13 protein-coding genes are annotated in these 13,269 nt (G+C 72.3%); 4 read left to right on the forward strand and 9 right to left on the reverse strand.

Annotated features, from left to right (window positions below; genetic code table 11):
• Nucleotides 1-31: 31 nt before the first annotated feature.
• Entirely contained in the window at nt 32-1,648 is a 1,617-nt protein-coding gene (locus ACWENQ_RS38335) for an alpha/beta hydrolase (protein WP_449929147.1), read from the forward strand.
• A 51-nt stretch (nt 1,649-1,699) separates the two neighbouring features.
• Entirely contained in the window at nt 1,700-2,542 is an 843-nt protein-coding gene (locus tag ACWENQ_RS38340) for a GNAT family N-acetyltransferase (RefSeq protein WP_449929272.1), read from the forward strand.
• Here ACWENQ_RS38340 and ACWENQ_RS38345 read toward each other — a convergent pair.
• Nucleotides 2,539-2,901 (reverse strand): ArsR/SmtB family transcription factor, encoded by a 363-nt coding sequence (locus tag ACWENQ_RS38345; protein ID WP_354917907.1) that lies wholly within the window; start codon nt 2,899-2,901, stop codon nt 2,539-2,541. The genes ACWENQ_RS38340 and ACWENQ_RS38345 overlap by 4 nt on opposite strands.
• 92 nt (nt 2,902-2,993) lie before the next feature.
• On the opposite strand from ACWENQ_RS38345, the gene ACWENQ_RS38350 reads away from it, so the two are divergent.
• Nucleotides 2,994-3,992 carry a zinc-dependent alcohol dehydrogenase family protein gene (locus ACWENQ_RS38350; protein WP_452418636.1) on the forward strand — a complete coding sequence of 333 codons (999 nt, stop codon included), beginning with the start codon at nt 2,994-2,996 and terminating at the stop codon, nt 3,990-3,992.
• Between the two features lie 149 nt (nt 3,993-4,141).
• On the opposite strand, the gene ACWENQ_RS38355 is transcribed toward ACWENQ_RS38350, so the two are convergent.
• The 4 genes from ACWENQ_RS38355 to ACWENQ_RS38370 form a co-directional block, all read right to left on the reverse strand.
• Nucleotides 4,142-4,834, reverse strand: coding sequence for a DUF4097 family beta strand repeat-containing protein (locus ACWENQ_RS38355; protein ID WP_449929151.1), 693 nt, complete (start codon nt 4,832-4,834; stop codon nt 4,142-4,144).
• A 167-nt stretch (nt 4,835-5,001) separates the two neighbouring features.
• On the reverse strand, nt 5,002-7,281 hold the full coding sequence (locus tag ACWENQ_RS38360; RefSeq protein WP_452418638.1) for an ATP-binding cassette domain-containing protein: 2,280 nt from the start codon (nt 7,279-7,281) through the stop codon (nt 5,002-5,004).
• A complete protein-coding gene (locus ACWENQ_RS38365; protein ID WP_449929155.1) occupies nt 7,278-8,099 on the reverse strand; it encodes an ABC transporter permease in 822 nt (273 codons plus the stop codon). The genes ACWENQ_RS38360 and ACWENQ_RS38365 overlap by 4 nt, the downstream gene beginning before the upstream one ends.
• Nucleotides 8,096-8,875, reverse strand: coding sequence for an ABC transporter ATP-binding protein (locus ACWENQ_RS38370; RefSeq protein WP_452418639.1), 780 nt, complete (start codon nt 8,873-8,875; stop codon nt 8,096-8,098). Before ACWENQ_RS38370 ends, ACWENQ_RS38365 begins: the two co-directional genes overlap by 4 nt.
• Nucleotides 8,876-8,945: 70 nt before the next feature.
• On the opposite strand from ACWENQ_RS38370, the gene ACWENQ_RS38375 reads away from it, so the two are divergent.
• Nucleotides 8,946-9,707: a TetR/AcrR family transcriptional regulator gene (locus ACWENQ_RS38375; protein ID WP_449929159.1), complete on the forward strand. Its 762-nt coding sequence runs from the start codon at nt 8,946-8,948 to the stop codon at nt 9,705-9,707.
• Nucleotides 9,708-9,727: 20 nt separating this feature from the next.
• Here the strand turns inward: ACWENQ_RS38375 and ACWENQ_RS38380 are convergent, their stop codons facing one another.
• The 4 genes from ACWENQ_RS38380 to ACWENQ_RS38395 all read right to left on the reverse strand — a co-directional run bounded on the left by ACWENQ_RS38380 (nt 9,728) and on the right by ACWENQ_RS38395 (nt 13,249).
• Nucleotides 9,728-11,551 carry a glycoside hydrolase family 15 protein gene (locus ACWENQ_RS38380; protein ID WP_452418641.1) on the reverse strand — a complete coding sequence of 608 codons (1,824 nt, stop codon included), beginning with the start codon at nt 11,549-11,551 and terminating at the stop codon, nt 9,728-9,730.
• A 112-nt stretch (nt 11,552-11,663) separates the two neighbouring features.
• A complete protein-coding gene (locus tag ACWENQ_RS38385) occupies nt 11,664-12,011 on the reverse strand; it encodes a VOC family protein (protein WP_449929163.1) in 348 nt (115 codons plus the stop codon).
• 51 nt (nt 12,012-12,062) lie between these two features.
• A complete protein-coding gene (locus tag ACWENQ_RS38390; protein ID WP_449929165.1) occupies nt 12,063-12,440 on the reverse strand; it encodes a DUF3037 domain-containing protein in 378 nt (125 codons plus the stop codon).
• Nucleotides 12,440-13,249: a HipA family kinase gene (locus tag ACWENQ_RS38395; RefSeq protein ID WP_449929167.1), complete on the reverse strand. Its 810-nt coding sequence runs from the start codon at nt 13,247-13,249 to the stop codon at nt 12,440-12,442. The genes ACWENQ_RS38390 and ACWENQ_RS38395 overlap by 1 nt, the downstream gene beginning before the upstream one ends.
• Nucleotides 13,250-13,269 lie beyond the last annotated feature (20 nt).

Raw genomic sequence — 13,269 nt, forward strand, 5'->3', positions numbered from 1 at the left:
TCGTCCCATTGAGCAGAGGGAGTGCAGCCGGGTGAAGCGGGTTGTCGGGATCGGTGCGGTATTGGCGCTGCTGGCCACAGGAGTCAACGGTGCCGCGGACGCCCAGACAAGGGCGATCGCCGGCCAGGTGGTCTGGGGGCCGTGCGGGAAGCAGACCTCGGTCACCGACCGGGTGCTCGGCGGGGTGGGGATCACCCCGCCGGCGGCGGTCGAGCCGGAGCAGCCGGGTGTGGAGTGCGGGCAGGTCAGGGTGCCCCTCGACTACCGCGACCCGTACGGCCAGCACATCACGCTGGCGCTCAACCGGATCAAGGGCTCGGTCTCCCGCGACGCCAACCACCTCGGCGTCCTGCTGGTCAACCCCGGCGGGCCCGGCGCGTCGGGCCAGGACATGGCCAAGCACGTCGCCGCGAGCCTGCCGCCGCAGCTGGCCGGCCGCTTCGACGTCATCGGCTTCGACCCGCGCGGGGTGGGCAAGAGCGAGCCCGCGCTGCGCTGCGTGGACCCGGAGCGCTACTTCGCCGCGCCGCGCCCCGACCAGGTGCCGAGCGGGCCGGCCGCCGAGCAGGCGCTGCTCGGCAGGGCCAAGGACTACGCCGACCGCTGCGGCAACCTGTGGGCCTGGATGCTGCCGTACCTGACCACCGAGAACTCCGCGCGCGACCTCGACCGCATCAGGGCCGCGCTGGACGAGGACCGCATCAGCTACCTCGGCTACTCCTACGGCACCTACCTCGGCGCGGTCTACGCCACCCTGTTCCCCGGCAGGGTCAAGCGCCTGGTCCTCGACAGTTCGGTCGACCCCGGCGGCAACTGGTACCAGACCAACCTCGCCCAGAACACGGCGTTCGAGCGACGCCACCGCGACTTCCTGGACTGGACGGCCAGGCACAACAACGTCTACGGCCTGGGCCGCACGACGAGGCAGACCTCCTTCGCCTACTACTCCATGCGCCGGCGGCTGGCCGCCAGGCCCGCGGGCGGCGTGGTCGGCCCGAGCGAGCTCGACGACCTGTTCACCGTGGGCGGCTACGCCAACGCGGTCTGGCCGCAGCTGGCCGGGGCGTGGTCGCGTTACGTCCGGCAGGGCGACGTGCAGGACCTGGTCGCCGCCTGGCGCCAGCACGCCGTCCAGGACGCCGAGGACGAGAACTCCTACGCGGTCTACCTGGGCGTGCAGTGCCGCGACGCGGCGTGGCCACGCGACTGGTCCAGGTGGCACGCCGACATGACCAGGATGCACCGCGTCGCGCCCTTCATGACCTGGCCGAACGCCTGGTACAACGCGCCGTGCGCGTTCTGGGCCGAGCCGGGGGGCACGCCCGTCACCGTCAAGGCGGACCCCGCGCTGCCGCCGATCCTGATGCTCCAGTCGCGCCGCGACGCGGCCACGCCGTACGAGGGGGCCATGCACCTGCGGCGGCGCTTCCCCAGCGCCCGCATGGTCGTCGAGCCGGGCGGCAACCACGGCGTCTCGCTGGCCGGCAACAGCTGTGTCGACGCGCATCTGGTCCGCTACCTGCAGGACGGCACCCTCCCGGCGGCCGACACCTCCTGCCGGGGCCGCCCCGCGCCGGTCGTCACCAACCGCATGGCGGCGGAGGAGACCGCGCCGGCGCCGCTGCCGGGGCTGCTCGGCGTCCGATAGGTGCGCTGGTTCCTGTCAAAAGGGGGCAGGTCGCGTAGGCTGGCCGGTGTGATGCTGCGGACATCGGCGTCGCGCGTGCTCGATGACAGCGACAGGGACGAAGTGCTCGCACTTCTCGACACCGATCCTGTCGCGAACGTCTTCGTCGCCTCCAGGGTGCGGAGCGTCGGGTTGCACCCGACGCGCCTGGGCGGGCAGATGTGGGGGTTCGGGCCGCGTGGCGCGCTCACCTCGCTCTGCTACGCCGGAGCCAACCTCGTGCCGGTCAACGCCGGCCCCGAGGCCGTGCACGCCTTCGCCGAGCGGGCCCGCAAGCAGGGGCGCAGGTGCTCGTCGATCGTGGGCCCGGCCACCGCGGTCGAGATGTTGTGGGAGCGGCTGGAGCCGTACTGGGGGCAGGCCAGGGCGATCCGCTGGTCGCAGCCGGTGATGGCGACCTCCCAGAAGCCGCCGGTGCCCGCCGACCCGCTGGTACGGCGGGTGCGGCCCGAGGAGTTCGACATCCTGCTGCCGGCCTGCGTGGCGATGTTCACCGAGGAGGTGGGTGTCTCGCCCAACGGCGGCGACGGCGGCGCGCTCTACCGCACGCGGGTGGCCGAGCTGATCCGCATCGGCCGCTCCTACGCCCGCATCGACGACGGCGCGGTGGTCTTCAAGGCCGAGATCGGGGCGGTCACCCCGCAGGCGTGCCAGATCCAGGGCGTGTGGGTCAACCCCGCGCTGCGCGGTCACGGCCACGCCGTGGCGGGGATGGCGGCGGTGGTGGAGGCGGCGCTGTCCTGCTTCGCGCCGGTGGTGTCGCTCTACGTCAACGACTACAACCACGCGGCCCGGGCCGTCTACCGCAAGGTCGGCTTCCGCGAGGTCGACACCTTCATGTCCGTCCTGTTCTAGACGGCTCGCCCGCGGCCGGCGGCATCGTGCGCCGGTGGCGTGGCGGCGCGCTCGGCGGTGACGACGGCGTCGAGCAGGCCGGGGAAGGCCGCGCCGAACTCCTCGCGCCTCAGCGCGTTCATCCGCGAGGTGCCGACGTAGTACTGCCGGATGAGGCCGGCCTCGCGCAGGACCCGGAAGTGGTGTGTGGCCGTGGAATTGCTCACGCGCAGGTCGAACCCGCCGCACCGGACGTCGGTGGTGGCGTCGTGGAGCTGCGTGACGATGCTCCGCCGTACCGGGTCGACGAGGGCCTCGAGGACCTGCTGAAGCGTGATCGTCCGGACGTCGGGGTGCGGTGGGATGCGATCGTCTTCCATGCCCGCCATTGTACGACAGCCATCGAAGTTTGACAGTCGTCGTACTTCCAGGGTTGAGTGGACCATCGTTCCCACGGCGAAAGGATGGCGTGATGGCCAGGACGGTGCTGTTCCACGAGCTCGGCGGCCCCGAGGTGATGCGGCTGGAGGACGTGGAGGCCGGTGAGCCGGGTCCGGGCGAGGTGCGCATCCGGGTGGACGCGATCGGGCTGAACAGGGCCGAGGTGCTGTTCCGCACCGGCCACTACATCGAGCCGGTGCGGCGCTTCCCCGCCAGGCTGGGTTCCGAGGCCGCCGGCGTGATCGAGGCGGTCGGGGAGGGCGTCACCGGGTTCACGCCGGGGCAGCCCGTCAGCACCGTGCCCGCCTTCTCGCAGAACGACTACGGCGTCTACGCCGAGCGGGCGATCGTGCCCGCGTCGGCGGTGGTGTCCCGTCCCGAGGGGCTGGGCGCGGTCGAGGGCGCGGCGGTGTGGATGCCGTACGTGACGGCCTACGGCGCGCTGGTGGAGGTCGGCGGGATGCGGCCCGGCGACACGGTCGTGCTGAACGCCGCGTCCAGCAGCGTGGGGCTGGCCGCCATCCACGTCGCCGAGCGTGTCGGCGCGACGCCCATCGCCCTCACCCGTACCGCCGCCAAGAAGGAGGCCCTGCTGAAGGAGGGCGCGGCGGAGGTGATCGTCACCGAGTCGGAGGACGCGGTCGAGCGGGTGCTGGCAGCCACCGGCGGCCGGGGCGCCGAGTTCGTCTTCGACGCCGTCGCCGGTCCCGGCGTGCGTGACCTGGCCAGGGTGGTCGCCGCCGACGGCACGCTCCTCGTGTACGGGGCGCTGAGCGGCGAGCCGACCCCCTATCCGGCGATCGAGCTCGGCATGCCTGCCGTGAACATGCGTACGTACACCATGCTCGAGACGGCCCGGCAGCCTGAGCGGATGCGCAGGGCGGCGGCCTTCGTGGCCTCCGGGCTGCGTTCGGGCGCCTTCCGGCCCGTCGTGGACCGTACCTTCGAGCTGGGCCAGATCGTCGAGGCCCACCGGTACCTGGAGTCGAACGCGCAGATCGGCAAGATCGTGGTGACCGTCGAGCACTGACCCGCGGCCGGAGCGGGGTTTCCGAGGGCGCCGACGGGCACGAGGGCCAGGCGTACCCCCTCGCCGGTCCCGCGCCGCCGCTGTCCGCCGGTCGGCGGCGGCACCCGTATCGCGCCGGGCGCCGTCGGCGGGCGGTGAGCTGGCGCCCGCTACGGGGTGACGACCTCGACGTCGCCCGAGTCGCTGCGCATGTCGATCACCCGGGTGGCCGACGCGTCGGTCTCGGTGTTCACCTTCTTGTCCCCCGAGCCGGTCTTCGCCATGACCTTGTACGGCCCCTGCGGCACGCGCACCTCGGTCGTCCCTGAGTCCGTCGTCGTCTTGACCCGGTCGGGCTGCGCGGTGAACGCGAGGTTCAGGTCGCCCGAGTCGCTCTCGGCCGTCACGCGCTTGGCCGTCAGGTCGCTGGCCTCGATGGTGCCGGAGTCGCTGGTCGCCTCGACCTCGCCGGACAGCGCGCGCAGCGTCACGTCGCCGGAGTCGACCATGGCCTTGATCTTGAGGCCGCGCGGCACCTCGACCTCGTAGTCGACGTCGCAGCTGATGATCCCGACCGCGGGCGGGCAGGAGAACGTCAGCACCAGCGTGTCGCCCCGCACCGTGTGCGTGGCCGTCGGCTTGGTGTTACGCCACATGAGGGTCTCCGACACGTGGATGCCCTCGCGGTCGGACTCGGTCACCACCACGTTGCCCGCGTCGCCCTCGATCCTGACGCCCGACACCTTGTCGGTGACGTCGTAGGAGGAGTTCTCGCGCTGCTCGGCGCCCACGACGCCGCAGCCTGTCGTCAGCACGCCGAGGCCCAGCAGCCCCGCCATCACGATCATCTTTTTCGTCTTCACGGATCTTACGTTCCTACACCCGCGGGGACTCGCCTTCAGGGACGACCCTGAAACCACCCTGAGAGCCGGTGGGCCTCCCCCGAGGGGTGGCGGGCGCCCGGCCCGCCGGCTCGGCCCGCGGCCGCCGGGCGTGAGCCGGGTCACCCGGTCCCGGCCGCGCCCGGCCCTCAGGCGAGACCGCTGGCCTCCAGGTGCCGGCGCAGGTGCCGGGCGGTGTGGGTCGAGGAGGTGGCGACCATGTCCCGCGGCGTGCCCTCGAAGACGATCCGGCCGCCGTCGTGCCCGGCCTCAGGCCCGAGGTCGATGATCCAGTCGGCGGCGCGGATCACGTCGAGGTTGTGCTCGATCACGACGACGGTCGAGCCGGAGTCCACCATCCGGTCGAGGAGGCCGACGAGCCGTTCGACGTCGGCGATGTGCAGCCCCGTCGTCGGCTCGTCGAGGATGATGGTCCGGCCGGGGGCGGCCAGCTCAGTGGCGAGCTTGAGCCGCTGGCGTTCCCCGCCGGACAGGGAGGTGAGCGGCTGGCCGAGGGTGAGGTAGCCGAGACCGACGGCGTCGAGGCGGTCGAGGACCTCCCTGACGGGTTTCTGGGTGAAGAAGGCCTGGGCGTCGTTGACGCTCATCTCGAAGACGTCGGCGATCGTGCGCCCGTTGACCGCGTGCCGCTGCGCCTCGGCCGTGAAGCGCCTGCCCCGGCAGGACTCGCAGCGGGTGGTGACGCCCTCCATGAACGCCAGGTCGGTGTAGATCAGGCCGGTCCCCTCGCAGGCCGGGCACCCGCCGGTCGAGTTGGGGGTGAACAGGCCGACCGGCCGGCGGGTGGCCCTGGCGAAGATCTGGCGGACGGAGTCCAGCAGCCCGGTGAAGGTCGCCGGGCTGGAGCGGCGGGAGCCGCGGATGGGCCGCTGGTCGATCACGACCGCGTCCGGCTCGGCGGCGGGCAGGTGGCCGAGGACGAGGCTGCTCTTGCCGGACCCGGCGACCCCCGTGACCACCGTCATGACGTCGCGCGGGACGCGCACGGTGACGTCGCGCAGGTTGTTCGAGCGGGCGTGCTCGATCACCGTCCAGCCGGTCGCCGGCCGCGGGTCGCCGCGCTTGGCCCGGTCGGCTCGCAGCCCCGCGCCGGTGGGGGTGTCGGCCCGGCGGAGCTCGGCGTAGGCGCCCTCGAAGACGACGCGGCCGCCCGCGGCCCCCGCTCCCGGCCCCATGTCGACGCAGTGGTCGGCGATCGCCATGACCTCGGGGGCGTGCTCGACGACGATCACCGTGTTGCCGCGGTCGCGCAGGGCGAGGAGCATCTCGCCGAGCGTGTCCACGTCGCGCGGGTGCAGGCCGACGGTGGGTTCGTCGAAGACGTACAGCATGTCGGTGAGGGCGCTGCCGAGATGGCGCACCATCTTGACGCGCTGCGACTCGCCGCCCGAGAGGGTCGAGGTGGCGCGGTCGAGACTGAGGTATCCCAGCCCCAGGGTGACCATGCGGCGCAGGTGCTCGCGCAGCACCGACAGCAGCGGCGCGACCTCGGGGCGGTCGACGGCGCCGATCGTCTCCAGCAGGTCGTCCACCTGCATCGCGTTGCAGTCGGCGATGGAGTGGCCGCCGATGAGGCTGGCGCGGGCGGGCGCGGCCAGGCGGGAGCCGTCGCATTCCGGGCAGCGGCGCCTGGCCACGATCCGCTCGAACGCCTCCCGCTGCGCCCCCTTGAACGACTCGGGTTCCCGTTGCAGGTAGATGCGCGAGAACCGGGACAGCACCCCTTCGTAGGCGGTGCCGACGGCGTCCATGCCCGCGGGCGGTTTCAGCGTGTCGGGGGGAGCGTGCAGGAGGATGTCGCGTTCCTCGGCGGTGTAGTCGCGGATCTTCTTGTCGACGTCGAAGAAGCCCGACCGGGCGTACGCCTTCCACATCCACTGGCCGGGCGCGAACGCCGGGAACGTGATCGCGCCCTCGGCCAGCGACCGGTCGTCGTCGACGAGCTCGGACTCGACGACCGTGGCGGCCACGCCCAGGCCCTGGCAGTTCGGGCACATGCCCGCCGGGTCGTTGAAGCTGTAGGCGTTGGAGTAGCCGGCCGGGGGCTCGCCGAGCCTGGAGAACAGCAGCCGCAGGCGGGCGCCGATGTCGGTCGCGGTGCCCACGGTGGAGCGGGGGCCGCCCGACAGCCGCTTCTGGTCCACGATGATCACCGCGGACAGGTTCTCCAGGTGGTCGACGTCGGGCTGGCCGTAGCTGGGCAGCCGCCCCTGCGCGAAGGCCGTGAAGGTCTCGTTGAGCTGCCGTCCGGACTCGGCCGCGAGCGTGTCGAAGACCAGCGACGACTTGCCCGATCCCGAGACGCCGGTGACGACGGTGAGCCGGCGCTTGGGGATGTCGACATCGACGTTCTTGAGGCTGTTCTCCCGCGCGCCGCGGACGCGGATCACCTCGTCGTAGGGGCTCATCGGCCCAGCCCCTTGAACGCGCGCACCGCCAGGGGCCCGAAGACCGCGGTGAGCAGGAGCGGCGCGGCCAGCGCGATGACGAGCGGGTGCCCGGCCGCCCACGTCAGCCCCGGCTGGTGGACACCGGTGAACAGCTCGCGGACGGCGGTCGCCGTGGCCGACAGCGGGTTCGCCTCGGCGATCGCGCCGAGCCAGACCGGCATCGTGACCGGCTGGACGAACACGGTCGACAGGAAGCCGATCGGCCAGGCCAGCAGCTGCGCGGCGCTCACCGCCTCCGGCGAGCCCACCGTCAGCCCGGCCCACACCCCCACCCACAGCAGGCCGAAGCGCAACCAGAGCAGCAGCCCGTAGGCGGCCAGGGCGGGCAGGACGCCGTTCTCCCACCGCCATCCGAGGGCCAGGCCGGCCAGCGTGATCACGACGACCTCCACGACCGAGGTCAGCATGTCGGCGAGCACGCGGCCGAGCAGGACCGAGCCCCGCGAGATGGGCATGGAGCGGAACCGGTCGGTCACCGTCTTGGCCGCGTCGGTCGTCACCGCGATCATCGTCGTCTCGACGCCGAACAGCATCGTGAACGCCAGGACACCCGGGATGACGAACAGGATGTAGCCCCCCGCGCTTCCCGCGATCGCGCCGCCGAGCAGGCCGCCCATCATGAGGATGACGAGCACGGGGAACAGCAGCTGGACCGCGAAGGCGGCCGGCCTGGCCCGCCAGTGCCTGATGGTACGGCCCGCCAGGATGGTCGCCTCGCGCCACAGGCGCGTCCGCACCGGCGCCGCCGTGGAGCCTGCCAGAGGGATGGTCGTCATGAGGGCGCTCCGGCGGGTGAGGTGGCGTACAGGTGGAGGTAGACGTCTTCGAGGGTCGGCGCGCGCAGCTCCATGCGGGGCTCGCCGACGAGCTTCTTGAGGTCTTCGGGCGTGCCCTGGGCGATGACCCTTCCCTCGCGCAGGATCACCACGTCGTCGGCCAGCGCGTCGGCCTCCTCGAGGTACTGGGTGGTCAGCAGGACGGTGGTGCCCGCCTGGGCGAGGGCGCGCACCGAGCTCCACAGGTCGCGCCGCGCCTGCGGGTCGAGGCCCGTGGTGGGCTCGTCGACGAAGAGCACGCTCGGCGTGGTGATGAGGGAGGTCACCAGGTCGAGGCGCCTGCGCATCCCGCCGGAGAAGGCGCCCACCGCTCGTCCGCCCGCCTCGGTCAGCCCCGCCTTGTCGAGCAGCTCGCCGGCCCGTGCGCGGGCGCGGCGCCGGTCCAGGCCCGCCAGCCTGCCGAACAGTTCGAGGTTCTCCCGGGCGCTCAGCAGCTCGTCCAGCGCCGCGTACTGGCCGACGAGCCCGATCGCGGCCCGCACCCGTGTCGCCGCCTTGTCCACGTCCCAGCCGGCGACGTGGACGGTGCCCGCGTCCGCCCTGGTCAGGGTGGCCAGGATCCTGACCATCGTGGTCTTGCCCGCGCCGTTGCCGCCGAGCAACGCGCAGATCCGGCCCGTCGCCACCGTGAGGTCGACGCCGTCGAGCGCGGGACGTTCGGTGCCGGGGAACCGCTTGCGCACCCCCTTCACCTGGATCGGGGTAGGAACGGTCATTTCGCTGTTCACGTGCCCTCCCATCGTTTCGGACAATGTATAGTACAGCGTAAACCGAAGGGAGTTGACGGTGGCGAAGAGAGCCGAGCGGCCGGGAGACCCGATCAAGCTGATCGGGCTGCTGTGGCGGCCCGCCGAGGCGGTGAGCCGATCAGGGCTCACCCCCAAACGCATCACGGACGCCGCGATCGCCGTGGCCGACCAGGAGGGGCTCGACGCGCTCACCATCCGCAGGGTGGCCGGCGACCTCGGCGTCAGCCCGATGGCCCTCTACCCCTACATCGCGGGCCGCTCGGAACTCATCGAGCTCATGCTCGACGCCGTCGCCGCGGCGGTCTACGCCGAGGGACCGCCGCCCGCGCAGGCCGGACCGTGGCGAGCCAGGGCCGAGCGCATCGCGCAGGCCAACTGGGACCACCACATGGCCCATCCGTGGACGGTGGAGGCCGCGCCCGGCCGTCCGGTGCCAGGCCCCGGGGTGTCCGGCAAGTACGAGGCCGAGCTTTCGGCCCTCGACGGGCTGGGGCTGAGCGACATCGAGATGGACCGGGCGCTCACGGCGATCCTCGGGCTGGTCTCCAGCGCGGCACGCTGGGTGATCTCGCTGCGGCGCATCAGGGAGGAGAGCGCGCTCACCGACGTGCAGTGGTGGGAAGGCGTCGCCCCCGCCCTGGCCGCGGCGACGGCGGGCACCTCCTATCCGGTCGCGCGGCGGGTCTCGACGAGCCTCGGCGAGGCCACCGGCATGGCCAGCGACCCCGAAGGCGCCTTCCGCTTCGGGCTGGACATGCTGCTGGACGGCCTGGCCCGGCAGATCGACGCCCGCCCCTAGCCGCGAGGCGCACGGCGGCCCTACTGGTGCGCGCGGTCGAGCTCCTCGTCCAGGGCCATGGCCGCGGCGACGAGCGCCAGATGGGTGAAGGCCTGCGGGAAGTTGCCGAGCTGCTCGCCCGACGGGCCGATCTCCTCGGCGAACAGGCCGACGTGGTTGGCGTAGGTGAGCATCTTGTCGAAGGCGTAGCGGGCCTGCCGCAGCCGCCCTGAGCGGGCCAGGGCCTCCACGTAGAGGAAGCTGCACAGGTTGAAGGTGCCCTCCGAGCCGCGCAGCCCGTCAGGGGAGGCGGCCGGGTCGTAGCGGTAGACGAGGCTGTCGCTGACCAGCTCCCTGTCCATGGCGTCGAGAGTGCTCAGCCAGTCGGGGTCACGGGGATCGAGGAACCCGACGCGCGGCATGAGCAGGAGCGAGGCGTCCAGGACGTCGGTGGCGTAGTGCTGGACGAACGCCCGCCGGTCCGCGTTCCAGCCGCGCGTGACGATCTGGTCGAAGACGGCGTCGCGGGCGTTCAGCCAGCGGGCCAGGCCGGCCGGGCGGGAGTGCGTGGTGGCCATGCGGATGCCGCGGTCGAAGGCGACCCACGTCATCAGGCGGCTGAAGGTGAACTCCTGCTGCCCGCCGCGGGTCTCCCAGATCCCCTCGTCGGGGCGGTCCCAGTTGTCGGACAGCCAGTCGAGCAGCCCCGCGAGGGCCTGCCAGCCGCGGATGCCCCCCACGTTACGGGTCTGCGCCAGGGCGTCGGCGGCCTCGCCGTAGATGTCGAGCTGGATCTGGCCGGCGGCGGCGTTGCCGGCCCGGACCGGCGCCGACTTCCGGTAGCCCTCCAGGTGGGGCAGGATCTCCTCGGTCAGGTGCGGGTCGCCGTCGATCCGATACATGATCTGCAGCGGCTCGCCCGAGGTGGTGCCGCCGTCGAGCAGACGGTCACGCAGCCACCGGCGGAAGGCGTGGGCCTCCTCGACGAAGCCGAGGTCGATCAGCGCCCTGACCGACAGAGAGGCGTCACGGACCCAGGTGTAGCGGTAGTCCCAGTTGCGCTCGCCGCCGATCTGCTCGGGCAGGCCCATGGTGGCCGCGGCGATCGGCGCGCCGGTGGGCGCGTAGGTGAGCAGCTTGAGAGTGATCGCCGCCCGGTTCACCATGTCCTGCCAGCGGCCGCGGTAGCGCGACGCGCGCAGCCAGCCGAGCCAGAAGCCCGTGCAGGCCTCGAAACTGCGAAGGACGTCGTCGCCGGTCAGCGGGGTCGTGGGCCGGCCGCTGCGGTCGCTCGTCAGCGTGATGGCGACCACGTCGCCGGCCTGGAGGGTGAAGCGGGCGGTGACGTCGTTGCCGTCCGGATGCAGGGTGAGAGGGAAGCTGGCCTGCAGGTGGAGGTCCGTGCCAGGACCGTGGAAGAGAGCCGACCCGTCGTCGAGGAAGGCGAGGGTGTGCTGCGTCCGGCCGTAGTCGAAGCGGGGACGGCAGACCAGCTCGAAGGGCAGGCTGCCGCGAACCATCCGGATCGCCCGCACCAGGCGGTGCCGGTCGGACGGGGTGGCGGAGGTGTCCGGCTCCATGAAGTCGGCGACCTCCCCGACCCCGCCGGGCGCCATGAAGCGGGTGACCAGGACCGCGGTGTCCGGCAGATAGAGCTGCCGGACCGTCGCCTCGGAGACGCCGTCCAGGTCGGCGGCGAGCCGGCAGTGCCCCCCGCGATCGCTGTCCAGGATGGAGGCGAACAGGCTCGGGGAGTCGAAGCGGGGCGTGCACCACCAGTCGATGGTGCCCGTGCCGGAGACGAGGGCGGCGGTTTGCAGATCCCCGACTATGCCGTGGTCCGCGATCGGCGGGTAGTCGTTCATGGGCACCTCCGGCGCTGTCGAGCGCACCGATCGGCCACCGCTGGGGGACGGAGCAGTCTTTCTTCAACGGTAACGCTCCGGCGACCCGGCGGACCAGCCCCCGCCCGCCCGGCTAGCGGTGGCCCAGGACGTTGATCACGCGGCCGCCGGGGTCGCGGACGAAGAACCGGCGCACGCCCCACTCCTCGTCGCTCAGCGGGTGCACGATCTCGGCGCCGCTCTTCACCACGGCCGCGTAGGCGGCGTCCACGTCGTCGACCTCGACGCTCAGGTCCGGGTTCACCGGACCCGTCAGGTCGGTGGTCATGACGCTGATCTGGGCGGTGGGCTGACCGGGGGAGGCGAGGGTCATGATCCAGCCGTGGTTCATCACCTCCTCGAAGCCGAGCAGCCGGTAGAAGTCCCTGCTGTCGTCGAAGGCGGCGGAGGTCAGGTTGGGCACGACGCGGCGAACGGTCATCGAGGGCTCCTCATGGTCGGTGTCGTGAGCCTGGCGTCCGGCCCGCCGCCCTCAGAGGCGGACGAGACGGTCGAACAGGCGGGTGAGCTCGCCCTCCGGGTCCGTGGTCAGCCCCGCGTGGACCGGGGAGGTCTGGACGACCGTGCTGCGGGGCGCGGTCAGCCAGCGGAACCTGCTGCCCAGCGACTCGCGCTCCAACGGCCCCGCCGCCTCACCGCAGGCCAGCTCGTAGCCCGCCAGCGCGAGCCGTACCTCGCCGGGGTCGGCGGAGGGGTCGAGGGCGCGCAGGCGGTCCTCGTCGAGCTCCACGCGGGCGCACAGGTAGTCGCGCGGCTGGCAGTACAGCAGGATCCCGACGTTGATCTGCTCGCCGCGCTCCATCTGCGGGATGACACGGATGACGGCGTACTCGTAGACGTCGCGTCCCATCACTTGTCTCCCTGCTTCCAGAAAGCGCCGACCGAGCCCGGCCCGCTCTTCGGCGCGGCCTTCGCCGCGACCGTCAGCCACTCGCGCGGGCCGTGGGCGCGGGCCAGCAGGTGGTCGACATACGCGTCGCGTACGGCCTGCGCCGACTCGAAGCCCTGCTCGCCCTCCAGCCACTCGTCGGGCACGAGCGCGGTCACCTCGGCCAGCAGCTCCCTGGTGATCTTCGCGGCGAGCCGGTCGCCCGCCAGGGACACGTCGGCCGCGAACGGCGCCAGGACATGGTCCGCGGCGTCGAAGGGCCGCTGCGGGTCGGCGCTCTTCCAGCTGTAGTGGAACCACAACGCCGCGCCGTGGTCGATGAGCCAGGTGTCGTGGTGCCAGACCAGCAGGTTGGGGTTGCGCCACGTCCTGTCGACGTTGTGGATCAGGCCGTCGAACCACAGCACCTCGGCGGCGAAGCCCGCGTCGGGACGCCAGGACAGGGGGTCGAAGCCGAGGGCGCCGGGCAGGAAGTCGATCGCGACGTTACGCCCGGCGCTGGCCTGCAGCAGCGCCTGGATCTCGAAGTCAGGCTCGCGCAGGCCGATCTGCGGGTCGAGGTCGACGAGCTTGAGCTCGGGGGTGCGCAGGCCGAGCCGCCTGGCCAGCTCGGCGCAGATGATCTCGGCGACGAGCACCTTGGGCCCCTGCCCGGCGCCACGGAACTTCACGACGTAGGTGCCGAGGTCGTCGGCCTCGACCACCCCCGGCAGCGACCCACCCTCCCGCAACGGGGTCACATAGCGGGTCGCCATGATCTCTTCCAGCATGCGTCGAGGCTATCGGCCCC

It is taken from the genome of Nonomuraea sp. NPDC004354 (assembly GCF_053602555.1).

Coding starts and splice junctions, on each gene's coding strand:
- ACWENQ_RS38340 (WP_449929272.1), top strand. CDS start 1,700: ATGCTGCGGACATCGGCGTCGCGCGTGCTCGATGACAGCGACAGGGAC.
- ACWENQ_RS38345 (WP_354917907.1), bottom strand. CDS start 2,901: ATGGAAGACGATCGCATCCCACCGCACCCCGACGTCCGGACGATCACG.
- ACWENQ_RS38350 (WP_452418636.1), top strand. CDS start 2,994: ATGGCCAGGACGGTGCTGTTCCACGAGCTCGGCGGCCCCGAGGTGATG.
- ACWENQ_RS38360 (WP_452418638.1), bottom strand. CDS start 7,281: ATGAGCCCCTACGACGAGGTGATCCGCGTCCGCGGCGCGCGGGAGAAC.
- ACWENQ_RS38365 (WP_449929155.1), bottom strand. CDS start 8,099: ATGACGACCATCCCTCTGGCAGGCTCCACGGCGGCGCCGGTGCGGACG.
- ACWENQ_RS38370 (WP_452418639.1), bottom strand. CDS start 8,875: ATGACCGTTCCTACCCCGATCCAGGTGAAGGGGGTGCGCAAGCGGTTC.
- ACWENQ_RS38380 (WP_452418641.1), bottom strand. CDS start 11,551: ATGAACGACTACCCGCCGATCGCGGACCACGGCATAGTCGGGGATCTG.
- ACWENQ_RS38385 (WP_449929163.1), bottom strand. CDS start 12,011: ATGACCGTTCGCCGCGTCGTGCCCAACCTGACCTCCGCCGCCTTCGAC.
- ACWENQ_RS38390 (WP_449929165.1), bottom strand. CDS start 12,440: ATGGGACGCGACGTCTACGAGTACGCCGTCATCCGTGTCATCCCGCAG.
- ACWENQ_RS38395 (WP_449929167.1), bottom strand. CDS start 13,249: ATGCTGGAAGAGATCATGGCGACCCGCTATGTGACCCCGTTGCGGGAG.